Genomic DNA, 17,666 nt, shown 5'->3' with positions numbered 1-17,666 from the left:
GGGTATGGACGAGGCGGGCGGCCGTGGACGAGGCGGCGGCCGTGGCCCACGATCTCGTCGACACGATCCCCCGCCGCGCTTCAAGCTCGGCTGAGAGCGGCGTCGGCTCAGCGGCCCGGCTGCTGCGGCAGGTCGTACTGCTGCTGCGCGGCGGCGTTGCGGGCAGCCCGCTTCTGACGCCTACCGACGACGAGCCCGCTAATACCCACCCCGATACCGACAACCGCGATCCCCAGGCCCGCGCGGCGCACCGGCAGCGCCGATCGATCGTATTCGAGGATGGCGTTGAAGTCCTCGACGCTTATGGGGCACTCCTCACCATCAACCTCGAAGGTGTATCCCGAGGTCGGCTGCCCCTCCTCGACGCAGCTGATGTCCGGTTCCGGCCCGACGTGCTCGACGAAGATCATGGCCACGCCGACTACGAACAGGACTACGGCAGCGATGTACATATATTTACTCTTCATAACACCCACCCTAGTGTGGACGGACTCTATGGACCAGTTGCCAGACCACACTCCAGATGTGACCTGTCCGATATGCAGACTGTTCCAGCAGAACCCATCCCACATATCCCACATAACGGTCTTGACAAGGAAAGGCCACGGTCGTACGTTTTCGCCGTCAGCCGCCCGGGGAGAGCCTTGGGTCATGCCGCCGCGCTCAATTGTCGCCTTTCGGAGGAACGCAACCGATGTCCGATGGGTTCATTCACATCGTCGCAGGCGATCTGGAGATGTTGGCCGCCCGGCTCGGCTCACTGAACGGCGACGTGCGAACCGTGGATGTTGAAGCCGCCCTGAGCAACGTCGGGACGGCGATGCCGGGCTCACTCAGTTCCGGCGCGGTAGCCGCGGCCGCTGCCTCACTCAAGGACTTGACCGACGCACTGGGCAGCCGGTATGCGGACGTCAGCTCGGGCACTTCAGAGTTAGCCTCCGCTCACCACGCCAACGATGAGGCTATGGCCGAGTTGACGCCCAGGGCCACCTCCGGTTCGGTCTCGCAGTGGGCGGTTGAGAAAGGACTGGCCTGACCGATGGCGACGTGGGCAGACATCCGCACCTGGAGTCCCGAAGGCATGGCCGAAGCCTCGGATTCCCTCAAGACCGTGGACACGCGCCTGTCATCTATGCATGAAGACGCAGAGTTGGCGCTGGGCCAGGTGGCCTCGCAGTCTTCGGGCGTCAGCGCCATGCGCGCGGCACTGCGCTCGAGCATCGCCGAACACAACAAGCTCATCGAGCGGGTCGACTCCCTGCAGACCGCCACCGCCGCTGCCTGCGACGGGCTGATCGCGGTTCGCCGTCAGGTCTTGGCGTGCCAGGACTACGTCAACGCCAACCCTTATTTGACCCTGGCCGACGACGGTACTGTCACCGCGGCCCTCCCCGCGGCGAGCAACATGAGCGTCGCTACGGCAGCGGCAGCACGACAACAGGCCGGGGCGATCCGGTACCCAGCGAACACGCCGACATGCCGGGCGTGGACCCTTGGCAGTACCCCGGCGATTCTGAAAACGAAGGATCAGGTAAGTATGCGCAGCGCATAGCCACACCCCACGATCATGTAGTACACGAACTCGCAACCCTAGCAGCGGGCGTGTGCGAGTCAATGTGGCCGGACGCTTCGAAGAATCTTTACCACTATCTACAAAACACCGGAGAACCACAGGACATCAACGTAGACAATATGCTGACCGACCTGCCTGATCTTCCAGTTGACGCACAAGCCGACGCCGAATGGATGGCCAGCCAGGCGGTTGCCGACGCCCAAAAGTCGGATATATCAGGACCAGTAACCTACCCTTTCAACACCGAATGGACACCCGAGTACGCCGAGCAAAACGAGGACCAAAACTGGTTTTTGGCAACGGGTGGGTACCAGTACTGCACCGATGGTACCGTCACCGTATATCCGCCCACCGACTCCAACGCCGAGTGGACTTACTCCTACGACTACCGAGTGCATGTGGCCGATCGGTACAACTGGGATGGCAACAAGTCCACCACTATTAATGGCATCACCGTTACCGACAAAGAGTTGCAAGAGCTTCACAGAGCCGGTTTAGCCAAGGAGTACGACCTCGTCGGTGAATCGTCCGTTCAACACGGGACCGGGCCATGACCAACCTCAGAGAACTCATGCTGCCGCCGATTGCGGCAGGCGTTCTGGTCGCCGCGCTGATGCTGTCGGCATGCGGCGGTTCCGCAGCCACCCGCGGAAGCGCACCTACCCAAACCACCCCTGCTCAGGAGGTCACCATGACATCCACCTACCAGGAGGGTGCGCCTTATCCGGCGGATACGGAGCACCTGGATGACATCCTGGCCATCGGCCAAGGGCACGAGTTGCCCGAGGACGCCGAAGTCCTCTCAGTCTCCCCATCCACCAACTTTGCGGAAAACTACCCCGGGGGCTGGGGCTACATCATCGCCTTCACCGCCGAAGACCAAGCCATACGCGACTACGTCACCAACAACACCAATTCCCCCGGAGAGCTCATTGAAAACTACCCACAGGCCACCCAGGAAATGGATGGCTTGGAGGATGTTGACCTGAGCGCCATCAGCAACCCCTGGAAAAGAAGCTTTGACGGGGTAATTCTTGTGCTTGAACGCCCACTGGGACGTGGCTGGCTCATTATCCGCGGAGCGCCACGCTGACCCCCTCCGATGCCGCGTATCCTGCGAGCTCCAGCGTCACTCCCGCATCGCCATCTGCCCACACGCTCCGCCCATCCGCCTCCAGCCGCCACGGCCCGCGAGCGCCGTCGGCCCGCGCGGTGATCACGCCGTCGCGGCGGGCGACGTGGAAGGCGACCGCCGCGCAGTCGTCGTGCGCAGGCACCACCACCTCACGTTCGTCGCCGTCGACCAGGCCGAAGCAGCGCAGGGTGAGGTCGGCGGCCCAGTCGTCCTCCGGCCGTTCCACCCGTCCCGTCACGGGCAGTACGCTCCCCTGCCGCACGTACAGGGGAACGGTGTCCATCCCGTGGTATTCATGCACCCACCGCGGCCCCTCCACCGTCACTCCGTCCCACCAGGAGGTCCAGGTTCCCGCGGGCAGGTAGACCTCCGCCTCGCCATCGGCGTCCATCACGGGCGCCACCAGCAGGGCGTCGCCGAGCATGTACTGGGTGTCGACGTCGCGGGCCCCTGGGTCGTCGGGGAACTCCAGGAACATGGGCCGCATCATGGGCACCCCCGTGGCGTGGGCCTGCGCCGCCAGCCGGTACAGGTAGGGCATGAGCGAGAGCCGCAGGGTGATGAACCGGCGGGCGACCTCAACCGCCTCCTCATCGAAGGCCCAGGGCACGCGCACCGAGTTTGAGCCGTGCAGGCGGGCGTGTGAGGACAGCAGCCCGAACGCGAGCCAGCGCTTGAACACGCCGGGGTCCGGGGTGCCCTCGAAGCCGCCGATGTCATGACTCCAGTAGGCGAACCCGGAGGAGCACAGGGACAAGCCGCCGCGCAGTGTCTCCCCCATGGAGCGTAGGTGGACTCGTTGTCGCCGCCCCAGTGCACCGGGAACTGCTGGCCGCCCGCGGTGGCGGAGCGGGCGAACAGGACCGCCTCCCCCTCACCGCGCTGCTCGCGCAGCAGGTCGAAGACGGTGCGGTTGTACAAGTGCGTGTAGTAGTTGTGCATCTTCTCCGGGTCCGAGCCGTCGTGCCAGGCGATGCCCCGCACCGGGATCCGCTCCCCGAAGTCGGTCTTGAAGCAGTCCACGCCCATGTCCAGCAACGCCTGGAGCTTGCTGCGATACCAGGCGACGGCGTCGGGGTTAGTGAAGTCGACCAGGGCCATGCCCGCCTGCCACAGGTCGGTCTGCCACACATCGCCGGCGGTGGTGCGCACCAGATAGCCGCGCGCGACGCCCTCCTCGAACAGGGCCGAGCGCTGGGCGATGTAGGGGTTGACCCACACACATACGCGCAGGCCGCGGGCCTTGATGCGCGCCAGCATTCCGGCCGGATCGGGGAAGGTGGCGGGGTCCCACACGAAGTCGCACCAGTGGAACCTGCGCATCCAGAAAGTGTCGAAGTGGAAGACGCTCAGCGGCAGGCCCCGCTGCTCCATGCCCTCGATGAATGACATGACAGTGCGCTCGTCGTAGTCGGTGGTGAAGGAGGTGGTCAGCCACAACCCGAAGGACCAGGTGGGCAGCATCGGGGCGCGGCCGGTCAGCGCCGTGTAGCGGCGCAGCACGTCCTTCGGGCTCGGCCCGTCGATCACGTAGTAGGTCAACCGCTCGCCCTCCACGGAGAACTGCACGCGGGTGGTCACCTCACTGCCGACCTCGAAGGACACCCCGCCGGCCTCGGCGACGAACACGCCGTAGCCGGCGCTGGTGAGGTAGAAGGGGATATTCTTGTAGGCCTGCTCGGAGGCGGTGCCGCCGTCCTCGTTCCAGATGTCCACGCTCTGGCCGTTCTTGGTGAAGGCACCGAAGCGCTCCCCCAGCCCGTACACCCGCTCCCCCGGTCGCAGGGAGAGCTGCTCGCGCATGTAGCTGGTTCCGTCCGGTCCGACGACGTGGGCGACGGCGCGCGGCAGGCTCGCCGTCAGCCGACGCCCGGCTGAGCTGAAGACAGCTGTCCAGTCCTCCCCCTCGCGCAGGGTCACGGCCAGCGCTCCGGCCCGCAGGGTGACGCCGCCCGGCGCCTGCTCCACCTCCCCCCGGTATCCATCCGGCGTGGTCACCTCAAAGTGCGGCCCGCGGTCGCGCACGCCGCGGTGGTTGACCAGTTCCACCTTGATGACGCCGTCGGCGACGGCGGTGAAGGTCGCCGACAGCAACGCCACGTTCAAGGTGTCGCCACGGCCGGAGACCGGGCGGACCGGGGCGTATGCGTGAACAGTGCTGCCGGTGTCGCCGCAGTGGGCGGCGCCGACGGATAGGTCGAGCAGACCGCGGGCCTTTTCCACGGTGTAACCGGAGCGGTCGAGCCAATAGCCGTTGGAGAACTTCATAGCGGGTTCCTTTACTTGACCGCGCCGGCGGTGACGCCGCGGGTCAGGGTGCGCTGGAAGAAGAGGAAGAACAGGAAAGTAGGAACAAGCGAGACGAGGGCGCCGGCGTTGAGGGTGGGCACGTCAAGCATGCGGTCCCCCTGCAGGCTGGACAGGGCGATCGGCACCGTCTGATTGTCATTGCTGGTTAGCATCACCAGGGGAATGAAGAACTCGTTCCACGTCCAAATGAAGAAGAAGATCGCGAGCACACTCATGGTGGGGCGCACGATCGGGTAGACCACCCGCCACAGGATCTGCCAGCGGCCGGCGCCGTCGAGCTCGGCCGCCTCCAGCAGGGCGCGCGGGAAGGTGCCCAGCACGGAGGACAGCAGGTAGGTGCCGAAGGCCGACTGAATGACCGTGAAGATGATGACGATCGACCACGGGTTGTCGGTGAGTCCGACCCGCTGCGCCATGGTGAACAGGGGGTAGATCAGCCCCTCCTGCGGCAGCATGTTGGCGATCATGAACACGGCCACGATCCAGGCGCGCCCCCGCACCCGGCCCACGCCGATGGCGTAGGCGTTCAGCAGCGAGAGCAGGGTGCCGGCCACGGCCACCAGCGCCGAGGTCCAGATGGAGTTCCACAGTTTGACGGGGAAGTTGACTCGCTGCCAGAAGTAGGCCAGGCCGTCGGTGTAGATCTGCTTCGGCAAGGACAGCGGACTGCCGCCGGAGTAGTCAGCCGGAGATTTGAAGGCGTTGATGACCATCAGCAGGAACGGGGCCACCATGAGCAGCGCGAACAGGCCGACGACGGCGAGCACGATCCAGCGTCCGGCACCCCGATGGAAGCGGTCCTTTTTGCGGGTGACCGCTTCCGGTTTCAGCGTCAGGGCGCGTTTGGTTGTGCCCGCCACGCGAGTGCCCGCAGATGCTGAGCCAAGAACGGTGTCAGGCATATCAGCGTCCCTCCTCCTCGCGGCGGGCACTGCGGTTCTGGAAGACCTGAATGACGCCGGCGATGACGATGATGACGATTGTGAGCACGGTTGAAATGGCGGCGCCGTAGCCGACCTTCGACTTGTCGAAGAAGTTCAGGTAGGAGTAGTAGCTCGGCACCAGGGTGGAACTCTCCGGGCCGCCGCGGGTGAGCACGTAGATGGGAGCGAACACCTTCAGCGCCGCGATCGTGCAGGTCAGCACGATGACGAATGTCTCCGGCCGGATCTGCGGCACGGTGATGGCGCGGAAACGCGCGAACCAGCCCGCGCCGTCGAGCTCGGCCGCCTCGTACAACTCCGGATCCACCCGCTGCAGGGCGGACATGAAGATGACGGTCGGGTAGCCGATCTGGATCCAGATGAGCACGAACATGACCGAGCCCAACGCCGTCGAGGTGGATCCCAGCCAGTTGGGCGGATCGGCGACACCCAGACCACGCAGAATCGTGTTGATCGCCCCCGTCTGGGAGTTCAGGATCCAGTTCCACACAATGCCTGCCACGGAAATCGGCAGGATCTGCGGCAGGTAGTACATGGCACGCAGCGTCGCGGCGGTACGGGAGCCAAAGTGCTTGCCGATGTAGTCGAAAAGCACCGCCGCCAGCACCAGCCCGATAAGTGTCGGGATGATGACCATGGCCACGATCATCGACAACGAGTTACGGAAAGACGCCCAGAACTTGGCGTCATCCAGCAGCCGGGCATAGTTGTCCAGCCCGATGAACCGCATCGGCGACATACCGCCCTTCCAGCTGTTGAGCGAGTACCAGACGTTCAGCGCCAGCGGCACCAGAATGATGATGGTGAAGCAGACCGCTCCCGGAATGAGGTAGGAAGGTAGGCCAGACTCCGCGATCTGCGGCGCGAGGGCCCTCCGGTTCGGGCGCGCATGGTCAGCCCTCGATGCCCATATCGGCCTTGCCCTCGTCGTAGGCGGCCTGCAGGTCGGCCAGGACCTCGGCACCGGTCTTGGAGCCGTTGATGAGGGACTGCATGGCGGAGACAATCTGGTCGTAGAAGCCCGCCACCGGCCAGTCCGGGTAGAAGGCCAGGCCGTCCTGCTCGTTGATCTGGGCGAAGTTCTCCGTCATGGTGCGGGTCTTTTCATCCTCAATGGCAGAGGGGTCGCCGGTCACCGGCAGCCCGCCCTTCTCGCCGAGAATCGCCTGAACCTCGTCGGACAGGGTGATGTCAATGAAGTCGTAGGCGAGTTCCTTGTTCTTGGCGTTGGTCGGCACCACCCACAGGTTCCCGGAGGAGCCCGGGAACAGGTCCGTGCCCGGGAAGAGGAACTGATCCCAGTTCTTGTCGGCCATGTCCCCGACGATCCGCCCGAACCACCAGGAACCGGAGACGAACATAGGGTAGCTGCCGTTGATGAAGGCGGTGCCGGCGTCCTCGGCGGTCAGGCCGGCGGAGTCGGCGGCTACGTACCCCTTATCGATCCACTCCACGAGCTTGTCGGTGCCGGCCTTGATCGGGTCGGCGGTCCAGTCGACGTCGCCTTCGAAGAGTTGGTAGGCGTTGACGAAGGAGCGATCGGCGTGGGAGAGAACCAGCTGGTACCAGAGCTGCCCCATGGGGTACTCCGAGCCGGCCTCGGCCAGCGGGATCTGCCCGGCGGCTACGAAGGCGTCGCATACGGCCTCGAACTCCTCCAGGGTGGTAGGCACGCTTAGCCCCTGGGCTTCGAACATGTCCTGGTTGTAGTAGACGAACACGTACTCGCCGTAGTTGGGAACCCCATACCAGTCGCCGTCGCCCATTAGCCCGTCCTCGGTGTAGCGGGCGGTGGTCTGCAGGGATGCGGCGAGCTTGGCGTCCCAGCCGCGTTCGGTCGCCTGCTCGGTGAGAGGCTCGATGAGCCCCTGGGAGGCGAGCTGCCCAGAGGTGGAGTTGCCCTTGTTGTACTCCATGATGTCTGGGACATCGTCCCCGGTCAGGACGATCTTGGCGTTCTTCTGCAGTTGCTCGAAGGTCTGGTCCTCGATTTTGACGGTGACCTCTGGATGCTGCTCCTTGAAGATCTCCACCGCGCGGGCCCAGGCCTGCCCCATGGCGGAGTCGTCGGACTCGTAGTCCCAGATGGTGAAGGTGTCCGATCCTCCTCCGGAGGACCCGGAGGAGCCGCAAGCGGACAATGTCGGGCCGAGCAGTCCGGTGGCGGCTGCGGCGGCCAGGAGGGCGTTGAAGTTCCTGCGTCTCATGATGTGATTCCTCTTCATTGAGTGTCCGTAAATGGGCGTGGTGGTGGAGCCCGGCGCGGTCGGAGCCGGGAGATGTGGGTTTTCCGCGGACGTTATGAGCCGCTCGCTCTAGCCGCTGGACAGCCGGCCTATTCGGGGCGGCTGCGGCGCAGGACCGAGGCTCTCGCCCTCGACCACCGTGCAGGTGACCAGTTGATGGCAATCGGCGGGGTCGAGCTTCTCGTCGAGGATCGCCAGTAGGGCGCGGGTGGCGAAGGCGCCCATGCGCTCGCCGGGAGCATGCGTCGTGGTCAGCGTGGGTACCGTCATGGCGCCGAGCGTTGGTGAGGAGACCGCGCCGACCACGGAGACATCCCTGGGCACCCGCAGTCCCATGGCATGCAGTCCGGCAAGCAGACCGAGTGCGGCCAGATCGTTCATGACGACGACGCCGGTGGGTGGGTCCTCGCGCCCCATCAGAGTGCGGGCCATGGCCTGACCGGCTTGCGGACTGGCATCGCAGTCATAGGCAAGCGGCGCCAGCGCACGATTGCTCACCGCGCGCAGATATCCCTGTCTGCCCCTGACGGCCGGACCGTAGCCCGCCTCCGTCTGAGATGCGGGACGCCCAATGAAGGCGATATGCCGGTGACCCAGGCGGTACAGCTCGCCGATGGCGTCGTCGACCGTGCGTTCGAAGTCGATGTCTACGTATGCCAGGCCGGTCGGGTCCGCAGTGCGCCCGACCATGACGAACGGCAGCCGGGCACGCTTGAGTGCGGTGACCCGCGGGTCCTCCACCCCGACCTCAACCAGCAGTACGCCGTCGGCCTTGCCCTGCCGCACCAGTTTGACTAGCTCGGCACCGGCCTCGGCATCCTCCAGCGGCCAGATGGCGAGGTTGTAGCCGTTGCGGGAGGCCTCGTGCTGAGCACCGCGGACGATCTCGAAGACGGTTTCGCCCATGGCGGTGTCGAAGTTGGGGAAGGTCATGGCCAGGGTATGGGAGCGGCGGCTGGCCAGCCCGCGTGCCATGGCGTTCGGCTGGTAGTTGAGTTCCTCCATTGCGGCGCGGATGCGTCGGGCGGTCTCTGGGGCCACTGGGCGCGCGCCAGAAAGGGTGTAAGAGACAGTTGACACGGCGACATTGGCCCGCCGGGCCACGTCCTGCATGGTCGCCATGTCTGCCTCCTCGATCCGATCGGCGTATCCGCTTCCCGGCGCTGTCCTTGCCGCGTACAAGCAGCACCGGAAGTCGTCCCGGCCGCTGCTGCCCGACCTGTGCTCGCAATCCATTGCGAGCCTCGCGTCTACGTTGGAACCCAACGTTCGAAGCGCTTCGTCGAAGCGTTTCGAACAGTGTGCTACGCGCCCGCGGCTGGGGTCAACGCAACAGCCAAAAGATCGAAATTTCGACTCTCGCCACTTCATTCTGTGTTGGTCCCGGGAACAAGCCACGCCCGCCGACTCGTTCGCCGCTCTCCACGGCCGCCGCCAGGGAGTATCTGCAGCAGCCACACCAACTGCCTTAGCATTGAGCCGTGGGCGAGGAGCGGGGCGACGTCGAGCTGCTGCTGCGGGTGGCACGTATGTACTACGAGCAGCACCTCACCCAGGCCGACATCGCCCGAGAAATCGGCTACTCCCGTCCCAGCGTGTCGCGCCTGCTAAACCGCGCCCGTGAGCAGGAGATCGTACAGATCACTATTTCCCATCCCCTGGAGCACATACTCTCGGTGGAGAAGCGCCTGCGCGAAAGGCTGCCGCTCAAGACGGTCCGAGTCGCCGAGGTCGACGGGACCGACGTGATCGGCGCCGTTGGGCAGGCCGCCGCGGAGCTTCTGATCGACTCGGTTTCCAATGGACAGGTCGTCGCCGTCGGCAACGGACGCTCTATCCAAGCCGCCGCCCAGCGCATCCCGCAGATCCCGCGGGTGGACTGCACTATCGTCCAACTGCTCGGTTCGATACCCGGCGGTTTGCCCTCCTGGGGCCGGGATGCGCCGACCATCTGCACCCGTATCGCCAGCCAGCTGGGCGCGAAGGTGTCCCGCATGCCGGTGCCACTGATCGTGGATAATCCCTCACTGCTGCGGCCGCTCATGCGCGAGGAAAAGGTTGCCACCACCCTGGCTCTGGCCGCCCGCGCCGATGTGGCGCTCGTCGGCGTGGCCGGAGTGGAGGCTAAGGCGCCGGCAACATCCTGGCCGAGTACCTAACCCCGGATGTGCGCGAGGCCATACGTGAGGGTGGAGCGGTAGGCATATCCTCGATCACCATTACGACGCTTCCGGCAACCCTGTGACCACGCCGCTAACCCCACGCACGCTGGCACTGCCGCTGGACGAGTTGCGGCGCATTCCGCTGGTGATCGGGGCGGCCGGCGGCGAGGACAAGGTGGAGGCGATCGTCGGGGCAGTGCGCGGCGGCATCCTCAGCGCCCTGGCAACCGACTACCAAACCGCCCTGTCGATTCTCGACTTCCTCTGAACCGCGCAACCGCCCATGTGTCGGGCTCGGAGGGGCACCACAAGCAAGCGGGCGCATTGCATGCTGGAGCCATCTCCCAGAACCAGCCATTCGTGTTTGAGGATGTGGTGCGCTGCCGGGCTGCGGTTCACCGGAGACGGCTGGCGTGCGTACCAGGGGCCCAGGGTGCGCAGCGTCCAAATACAGGACAAACGAGCATCGACGCCCGCGATCCCCGATCCTGCATCCGTCTGATTACGAAATAGTCCGCGGAAGCCGGCGCTGTCGTCCTCGTCCACCCGACATCGTCCTCGCAGGCCCGAGCACGTCCTCTAGTCGGCGAGAACGTCCTGTTTCGCCCCAAACCCTCACGAATGTGGAGGGTTTGGGGATGACGAGGACGTTCTCGACAGGAGGACGCCGCCCGAGGACGGCCTCCCAGGCCCGAATATGATCACTCCACCGCAGCCTCAGCTTGAACGACCACGCCCCCAAACACGGAGCGCCGCTAATTAGGGGTGGTGCTGACAGCGCCGAGGCGCGCGCCGATCACTCCCGGCACTCAACGCTGGCACCCGGGACATCGCCTGACGTACGACTTTCTGCCTCACGTACGGTTTTCCGCCACACGCACGCGTTTTGGAGTTCTACGGGGTTCTGGCACGGGCAAACCTCCAAAACGCGTACGTGAGAGGCGAACGCGTACGTGAGAGACGTCGTGGCGTCTGCCGCCGCGTCGCCTGGCGCCGGGCCGCCCGCCCCTGCCTGCCACCGCCCGGCCAGACGCACCTCCAGCCCAGCCGCTCATGGCGCCGCACCGTCCCGAGTTTGGACCCCTTACGTCGGTTTGGACCTCTTACGTCGGTTTGGACCGCCCACGTCGGTTTGGACCGCCCACGTCGGTTTGGACCGCCCACGTCGGTTTGGACCGCCCACGTCGGTTTGGACCGCCCACGCGGCACACAACGGCGGTCCAAACAGGGGCAAGCGGTCCAAATAGACTTACGCGGTCCAAACAGGGGACAGCGGTCCAAACCGAGGAGGTTGGCAGCGGGCATCCCCCTACACGCCACACTTAAGCAACACGATCGCGCCGACAACTCGGCATGTCGAAGAACCGGAAACACCGACGCCGCCAGGCCAAGGCGCCCAAGGGTATGAAGAGCAAGCAAAAGGCCCAGATCTGGCGGACGGCCATCGAAACCATTCCGCCCATCATCTGGGCCCTTGCGGCTCTGCTCAGCGTCCTACCGGGCCGCTGAGATCAACATCCCGGATGTCTCCGGAGAGCCGGGCGGTCCCGTCCGCTCGACTCCCCACATTGGTCTCACATCGCAAGTCATCGGCGCCATCACACGTTCACCGGCCGCCGCCCCATTAGTCCGTTTCCGCCTGTGGAACCGCGGCGCGCTTGCGGTGGTAGAGCAGATAGGCCCCGACGCGGGCACGCAGGCTCGGACGCACCTCATGCGGCCAGCGGCGGGCGACGTAGGCGACGGCGTCGTCCACCTCCAGCCGCTGCGTGGAATTGCCGACCCGCACCCACAGTTCGGTGCCGCCGTTGCCCTTCGGCCCCTTGAGGTAAACGGGCACGGGAGAGGGCGGAACCGTCACCCGGCACACCTCTCCGGAGCCATCGGTGGCCGGGGCAAAGTCCAGGCGTGGCAGCGCGGCGGCATTGGCCCCCAACCGTACCCGCCACAGACTGCGCAGAAACAGCTCGAAACGGTCGGCGTCGGGCTGACGCAGGGTGGCGTAGTCCGGATCCAGGCCGATCAGGCGCCCATCATCGTCCACACCCAGCAGCAGGGTGCCGCCACGGGAGTTCAGGAAGGCGGCCACGGTCTTCGCCGCCACCGTCTCCATGGCGTCGTCCCGCCTGCCGGTATGCATGTTGACCCGAGCGGAGGACTTAAGCTCCAGGCGCTCGGACTCGCCCTGCCGGGCCACCTCGGCGATCGGATCGAGCGGCGGTTCGTGCTGGATGCGAGTGATAATCAGCGCGGTCACCCCCACTACGATCACCGCCACTATCACGGCCGCCGCGAGCATGCGCGGCGCCCACAGATAGTCCTCGTTGAACAGCCAGGCGCCGCCGGCGAATCCGGCCCACAGCCCGATCAGGGCCGTCAGAGTAGCGGTAGAGGTGGAGATATGTGCCCGTCGCCGTACCAGGTGGGAGGCGAAGCGGCCGGCCAGGTAGGCGACCAGAAGCGCTGCCGGCTGAATGAGGACGGCGAACAGCAGCACCGGGCTGCGCGGGGCCGCCGGCAGGGCCGTGGCGTTGAGCGGCAGGGCGCTGATGAGAACTGTGAGCGTGACTGGCACGGCACCCCAGCGTAGAGGAACACCGGGGCACCGTGCCGTTCAGGCCGCCCAGGCGGCGAGAGCCTCGAAGATGAGGCGGCCGACGACGGAGCCACCATCGAGCACCCCGATGCTGCGGGAGGCGGAGTAGGCGGCACGCCCATGCACGGCCTCCATTTCCCGGGTGGACTCCGAGCCCTGGGCGGCCGCCTCGGCGGCGCGCTGCAGCAGCTCGCTCAGCGCAGTCTCACCCCCGGCGACGGCGTCGGCGCCCTCCACCAGGGCTGTCGCCCCGGGCGCGAGCGCGTCCAGGACGGTCTTCTCCCCCGGCTTGGACTCGGCCTTGTCCATGATGGCCTCCACGCCCGCCTGTAGGGCCTGTGCGGCGGTGACGACGTCGGCTTCTGTTTTGCCGCGCAGTGCCCGAGCCATGCCCATCATCCCGAAGCTGAGAATGGTTCCCAGCGACGATGGCGCCGCACTGTTGAAGGCCTTGGCCGCTCCGCGCAACAGCTGGCCGAGGTCGGTCTGCTCCTGGACAGCAAGGTAATCGGCGAGTGCCTTGAAGCCGTCGTCCATGGAGATACCCAGATCACCGTCCCCGTTGACCTGGTCCAGTGACACCAGGTAGTCCCGGTTGGCCGCCATCAGGGCGCTGATCTGGCCGGCGATTGCCAAAAGCGATTCACGGTTCAGCATGTGGTCCTCACTTGTTCGCGTTGGTGTAGAAGGGCGTGGTGGCCGGAGCGCGCAGCAGCTCCTTGAGCTCGGCGTCGAGCTTGAACACGGAAACCGACAGCCCGGCCATCTCCATGGAGGTGGCGAACTCGCCCACATGCGGCATGACCACCGTGACCCCACGTTCGGCCAGCAGGGCGTGCACGGAGCGGTACACGATGAGTTGTTCCTCCAGCGGCGTCCCGCCCAGGCCGTTGATCATGACGGAGACCTCGTCTCCGCCGGCCAGGGGCAGGTCCGCCTCGATGGTCTCCAGGATGAGACGGGCGATCTCGTCGGCGGTCATCATGGGACGCACCTCAATGCCAGCCTCCCCGTGGATACCCATGCCGATTTCGATCTGCCCGTCTTCGATGGTGAAGGTCGGCTCGCCGACCTTGGGGACAATGCACGGGGACAGAGCCACACCCATGGTGCGGATGTTGTCCAGGGCGCGGGCGGTGACGGCGGTGACCTCGTCGAGTGTCATCATTTTCTCGGCGGCCGCCCCGGCGATCTTGAACGCGTAGACCAGCCCGGCCACGCCTCGGCGCTTATCGGCGCGTTCCTTGGGGGAGCTGGCGACGTCGTCGCGGCCGAGCAGCTGCCGGGTCTCGATGTCGTCGAACTCGACATCCTCGCAGGCCATGCGGAAGTTGAAGATGTCGCCGTTGTAGTTGCCGTACAGGCACAGCACGCCGGCCCCCCGGTCGCAGGCCCGGATCATGTCGGCCATCTTCTCCGCGGCCGGTGAGGCGAAGACCTCCCCGACGGCGCATCCGTCCAGCATGCCCTGCCCTACGTAGCCGAGGAACAGGGGCAGGTGACCGCTGCCGCCCGCGGTGACGACGCCGACCTTGCCCTCGGGCGCCGGATACCGTGACATGAGCACCCGGAAGTCGCCGTCGAGCAGGCCCACGCGGTCGCCGTATGCCGCTTCAATGCCCTCCATCGTGTCGCGGACGAAGGTGTCGGGGCTGTTGAGTATTTTCTTCATTGTTCTCTCCCAGAGTTCTACGGGCCGGCTCAGTGGTGGTTGCAGAAGGTGATCTCCGACGGGTAGGCCCACTTCTGGAGTTCCTCGGTGGCGAAGGACTCGGGCTCGACGCCGCCGTTGGCCGTGAGCGCGTGGTGGTACAGCTCGGCCAGCTCCTCGATGTAGGCGGCCTTGAGGTAGGCCTCATAGAGGTTGCGGGAGTCGACGGCGACGGCGCCGTGCTTCTCCAGTAGCACGCAGTCGGCCTCGCGCACGGCCCGGCGCACCGATGCGGCCAGCTCGGGCGTGCCGGGGCGGCCGTATGGGGCCACAGGGATGCGGGCCCGGCTCAGCCCCAGGTTGGCGACCTCGTAGACGATCGCGGGGATCGGCTTGTTCAGCAGCGCAAAGGAGGTGGCGTAGGCGGAGTGCGTGTGCACGATCGCGACCACCTCGGGACGCTCCTTGTAGATCTCCAGGTGCATGAGCACCTCGCTGGTGGGCCGCAGACCGGATTCGTTCTCGACGACGTGGGCGTCCAGGTCCATGACCACCACGTCACGCGGAGTCATCAGATCGCGGTCAAGGCTGGTAGGTGAGGCGACCAGGAGGCCGCTTTCGGCGTCGCGAATGGAGAAGTTGCCGGACTTGTGCTTGCACAGCCCGTCGTGCTGGGCCCGCTTGGCGATCTCGCACAGTTCTTTCTTCAGGGTTTCAAGCATGGGTGTGTTCAACTTTCTTGTTGCGGTGAATTCTCGGGTGTTCATCGGAGCCGTGGCGGCGGTGGCGGAACCACCGCCGCCACGTGAGTCAGTTGCCTCAGGCGGCGGCCCCGGCGGTCTCAGCGGCGGCCGCGCGCGCCTCGTTGCGTTCCTTGATCAGGCTGCGGGAGTACAGCACGAAGCAGATCAGCCAAACCACGAAGATGAGCAACGGAATGAAGTTCCCGTCGAGGAACTGCATGAGATGGGACAGCGCGTAGGTGAAGATGGGCGCGTCGATGGAGGAGTTGGAGATCAGCTGCCCGGCGGACAGCTCCACGGCCTTGGTGGAGTTGGCCAACTCGGTCATGAAGGGGGCGAAGGCGGTACCCACCCACAGGAACACGGGCGCGAAGATCGTGCACTGGATGAGCATCCGAATGATGTTCCCCTTGCTGGCGAAGTAGGCCCCCACCGCGATGCAGATGTTGATGATGCCCGCGAAGGGGAGGATGCCGTTGCCCGGCAGGAAGAAGGCGTAGGCCAGGGTCACCGGGATGGTCCAGATGACGGCGATCCAGATCTCGTTGGCGCCGCCGAGGAAGGGCCAGTCGAGTCCGACGAACAGCTGGCGGTCATTGAAGCGCTTCTGCATGTACTCCGAGATGGCGTTCGAGATCGGTTCGAGCGCCTGCATGAAGTACTTGGAGATGACCGGGAACAGGGTCAGCGCCGTCGCGGCCTGAATGCCGAGCGTCAAAATGGCGGCCACATCGAAGCGGGCGAGAATGCCGAACAGGATCCCGAGGATGAAGCCCAGCACGTGGTTCTCGGCGAAGATGCCGAGTTTGTCGCGCAGGTCGGCGGCGTTGAACGAGCGGTCAAGCCCGGGAATCTTGCGCAGCAGCCAGTCGATCGGGTACATGGGTGCGGCCAGGAACACCATGCGTGGGTGATCGTCACGCCCGGAATGCCGGACATGGTCTCCACTCGATGCTGGTGGAAGTCGGCGGTTTTCAGTTCGAAGACCACCTGAATCGCCGCGATGACGAAGGCCAGCCAGACCTGCCCGGTGATGTAGTAGACGGCGACGGCGGTGAAGATCTTGCCCCACACGTTCCACAGGTCGGCGTTGAAGGTCTCGGTCTGCTTCAGCAGGATCAGCACGATGTTGATGCCGATGACCAGCGGGAACATCAGAAAGGCATAAGGCCACGACCAGGAGATCGTGGACATGGTGGTCCACCCGCCGTCGGTGATGGGCAGGTCCACGCCGATGGTCTCCGACATGGCCTGGGCGGCCGGGGTGATGGCCTCGGTCATGTAGGTGATGAGCATGGTCATGCCGGAGAAGGCCACGCCCAGGGTGATGCCCGCGGAGATGGCGTCCTTAACCTTCATCCGGACGATCAGCCCGGCGATGATGATGATTATGGGGACGAAGATGGCGGCCCCGAGCGAGAGCAGGAAGTTGACGGAGCTCTGAAGAACTTGCATGTCAGTTGCTCCCGGAGGCCTTGATGGCCTCGATCAGCTTGGCCAGCTCCTGGTCCTGCCCCATGCCGGTGAGGAAGGCGATCCCGTTGATGACGGGGACCGAGCGCGGCTTGTTCTCCCGCACGATGGTGATGTAGGCGGCGGCGTCGGTCAGGTGGCGATCGACGGACTTGAGGTCGACGGCCTGGACGTCGGCGTCGACCTTCGCCTCCTTCAGCAGACGGTTGACCTTGCTGGCCACCGTCTGGGAGGTGGCAACACCGCTGCCGCAGGCGACGATCACTTTCGCGGTCATGATGCTTCTCCTTGTGGATGGGTGGGTGTGGGGTACGGGCGCGCCCGGGTCATGCGGCCTCAAGGCCCGACATGCCGGAAAGCACCCGGTAGTACTCGTCCGGGGTCTGCGCCTCGCTCAGCTGCTCCATGAAGGCCGGGTCCTGGAAGGCCTGCAGCATGATCTGCAGCACCTCCACGTGGCGGTCCTCCTGTACGAAGCCGAGGACGAAGATGAAACGGACCGGATGGATGACGTCGTCGTTGCCCATCTCCCGCCAGTCAATCGGCTTGGCCAGCCGCACCGAGGCGATGAAGGGCCTGATGATGTGTTCGACATCGGAGTGCGGGATGGCAACTGCCTCGGGTGAGGTTGGAAGCGCCGTCGGATACTTGCGTTCCCGTTCCACCAGCGCCTCGCGGAAGGACTCCCTGATGTAGCCCGCGCGCAGGAGCTCCGTCGCGATCCGATCAAAGAAGTCCTCCTGGTCCTTCACCTCCCAATCGAGGCGAACCAGGTCGCGCTTGAGCAGATCCAGCTGCATGTCTGCCTCCTTGAGTCTCGTCATCGAGTACCA

The 17,666-nt window shown here is 65.4% G+C and carries 18 protein-coding genes and 2 pseudogenes; 6 read left to right on the top strand and 14 right to left on the bottom strand.

All coding sequences use genetic code 11. The annotated features are described in order from the left end of the window. Positions 1–107: 107 nt before the first annotated feature. Complete coding sequence (locus tag BW737_RS06695) at positions 108–467, bottom strand: hypothetical protein (protein ID WP_143233311.1); 360 nt, start codon at positions 465–467, stop codon at positions 108–110. 227 nt (positions 468–694) lie between these two features. On the opposite strand from BW737_RS06695, the gene BW737_RS06690 reads away from it, so the two are divergent. Genes BW737_RS06690 through BW737_RS06675 form a run of 4 tightly spaced genes read left to right on the top strand, consistent with a single transcriptional unit; the run spans position 695 to position 2,666 of the window. Next, positions 695–1,036 (top strand): hypothetical protein, encoded by a 342-nt coding sequence (locus tag BW737_RS06690; RefSeq protein WP_086614776.1) that lies wholly within the window; start codon positions 695–697, stop codon positions 1,034–1,036. 45 nt (positions 1,037–1,081) lie between these two features. Then, complete coding sequence (locus tag BW737_RS18000; protein ID WP_257210563.1) at positions 1,082–1,552, top strand: hypothetical protein; 471 nt, start codon at positions 1,082–1,084, stop codon at positions 1,550–1,552. Positions 1,553–1,602: 50 nt separating this feature from the next. Next, positions 1,603–2,127 (top strand): hypothetical protein, encoded by a 525-nt coding sequence (locus BW737_RS17995; protein WP_257210562.1) that lies wholly within the window; start codon positions 1,603–1,605, stop codon positions 2,125–2,127. Then, positions 2,124–2,666 (top strand): hypothetical protein, encoded by a 543-nt coding sequence (locus tag BW737_RS06675; protein WP_257210561.1) that lies wholly within the window; start codon positions 2,124–2,126, stop codon positions 2,664–2,666. Before BW737_RS17995 ends, BW737_RS06675 begins: the two co-directional genes overlap by 4 nt. Here the strand turns inward: BW737_RS06675 and BW737_RS19440 are convergent. From BW737_RS19440 to BW737_RS06650, 6 genes and pseudogenes are all read right to left on the bottom strand, one after another. Further along, positions 2,644–3,249 carry a hypothetical protein gene (locus BW737_RS19440; protein WP_338063879.1) on the bottom strand — a complete coding sequence of 202 codons (606 nt, stop codon included), beginning with the start codon at positions 3,247–3,249 and terminating at the stop codon, positions 2,644–2,646. The two genes, BW737_RS06675 and BW737_RS19440, sit on opposite strands and share 23 nt — an antisense overlap. Before the next feature lie 39 nt (positions 3,250–3,288). Beyond that, a pseudogene (gene yicI / locus BW737_RS06670) lies at positions 3,289–4,976 on the bottom strand (alpha-xylosidase); the annotation flags it as partial. An 11-nt stretch (positions 4,977–4,987) separates the two neighbouring features. Beyond that, positions 4,988–5,920, bottom strand: a complete 933-nt coding sequence (locus BW737_RS06665) for a carbohydrate ABC transporter permease (protein WP_086614775.1) — start codon at positions 5,918–5,920, stop codon at positions 4,988–4,990. A gap of 1 nt (position 5,921) precedes the next feature. After that, entirely contained in the window at positions 5,922–6,752 is an 831-nt protein-coding gene (locus BW737_RS06660; RefSeq protein WP_257210560.1) for a carbohydrate ABC transporter permease, read from the bottom strand. 103 nt (positions 6,753–6,855) lie between these two features. Continuing rightward, positions 6,856–8,169 (bottom strand): ABC transporter substrate-binding protein, encoded by a 1,314-nt coding sequence (locus BW737_RS06655; RefSeq protein ID WP_086614774.1) that lies wholly within the window; start codon positions 8,167–8,169, stop codon positions 6,856–6,858. A gap of 108 nt (positions 8,170–8,277) precedes the next feature. Then, on the bottom strand, positions 8,278–9,330 hold the full coding sequence (locus tag BW737_RS06650) for a LacI family DNA-binding transcriptional regulator (protein WP_180272107.1): 1,053 nt from the start codon (positions 9,328–9,330) through the stop codon (positions 8,278–8,280). A gap of 359 nt (positions 9,331–9,689) precedes the next feature. Here BW737_RS06650 and BW737_RS06645 point away from each other — a divergent pair, with 359 nt between their 5' ends. Together BW737_RS06645 and BW737_RS06640 are read left to right on the top strand one after the other, a co-directional pair. Continuing rightward, positions 9,690–10,367: a sugar-binding transcriptional regulator gene (locus tag BW737_RS06645; protein ID WP_086614772.1), complete on the top strand. Its 678-nt coding sequence runs from the start codon at positions 9,690–9,692 to the stop codon at positions 10,365–10,367. A gap of 46 nt (positions 10,368–10,413) precedes the next feature. After that, the gene (locus tag BW737_RS06640; protein WP_086614771.1) at positions 10,414–10,638 is read left to right on the top strand and encodes a sugar-binding domain-containing protein; all 225 of its coding nucleotides are present in this window, start codon (positions 10,414–10,416) and stop codon (positions 10,636–10,638) included. A gap of 1,356 nt (positions 10,639–11,994) precedes the next feature. On the opposite strand, the gene BW737_RS06635 is transcribed toward BW737_RS06640, so the two are convergent. From BW737_RS06635 to BW737_RS06605, 7 genes and pseudogenes are all read right to left on the bottom strand, one after another. Further along, the gene (locus BW737_RS06635; RefSeq protein ID WP_420835713.1) at positions 11,995–12,945 is read right to left on the bottom strand and encodes an AlbA family DNA-binding domain-containing protein; all 951 of its coding nucleotides are present in this window, start codon (positions 12,943–12,945) and stop codon (positions 11,995–11,997) included. Between the two features lie 39 nt (positions 12,946–12,984). Then, positions 12,985–13,623, bottom strand: a complete 639-nt coding sequence (locus BW737_RS06630) for a dihydroxyacetone kinase subunit L (RefSeq protein ID WP_180272105.1) — start codon at positions 13,621–13,623, stop codon at positions 12,985–12,987. Positions 13,624–13,630: 7 nt separating this feature from the next. Continuing rightward, complete coding sequence (locus BW737_RS06625; RefSeq protein WP_086614770.1) at positions 13,631–14,638, bottom strand: dihydroxyacetone kinase subunit DhaK; 1,008 nt, start codon at positions 14,636–14,638, stop codon at positions 13,631–13,633. A gap of 29 nt (positions 14,639–14,667) precedes the next feature. Beyond that, positions 14,668–15,339 carry a class II aldolase/adducin family protein gene (locus BW737_RS06620; RefSeq protein WP_086614769.1) on the bottom strand — a complete coding sequence of 224 codons (672 nt, stop codon included), beginning with the start codon at positions 15,337–15,339 and terminating at the stop codon, positions 14,668–14,670. A 97-nt stretch (positions 15,340–15,436) separates the two neighbouring features. Beyond that, positions 15,437–16,815 (bottom strand): annotated as a pseudogene (locus BW737_RS17990) (PTS galactitol transporter subunit IIC). A gap of 1 nt (position 16,816) precedes the next feature. After that, the gene (locus tag BW737_RS06610) at positions 16,817–17,110 is read right to left on the bottom strand and encodes a PTS sugar transporter subunit IIB (RefSeq protein WP_086614768.1); all 294 of its coding nucleotides are present in this window, start codon (positions 17,108–17,110) and stop codon (positions 16,817–16,819) included. A gap of 49 nt (positions 17,111–17,159) precedes the next feature. Next, complete coding sequence (locus BW737_RS06605; RefSeq protein WP_086614767.1) at positions 17,160–17,633, bottom strand: PTS sugar transporter subunit IIA; 474 nt, start codon at positions 17,631–17,633, stop codon at positions 17,160–17,162. Positions 17,634–17,666 lie beyond the last annotated feature (33 nt).

This window comes from Actinomyces ruminis, from assembly GCF_002154335.2.
GTDB classification, from domain to species: domain Bacteria; phylum Actinomycetota; class Actinomycetes; order Actinomycetales; family Actinomycetaceae; genus Actinomyces; species Actinomyces ruminis.
The sequence above is the reverse complement of the archived record's forward strand: the minus strand, read 5'-3'. Positions and strand labels throughout refer to the sequence as shown.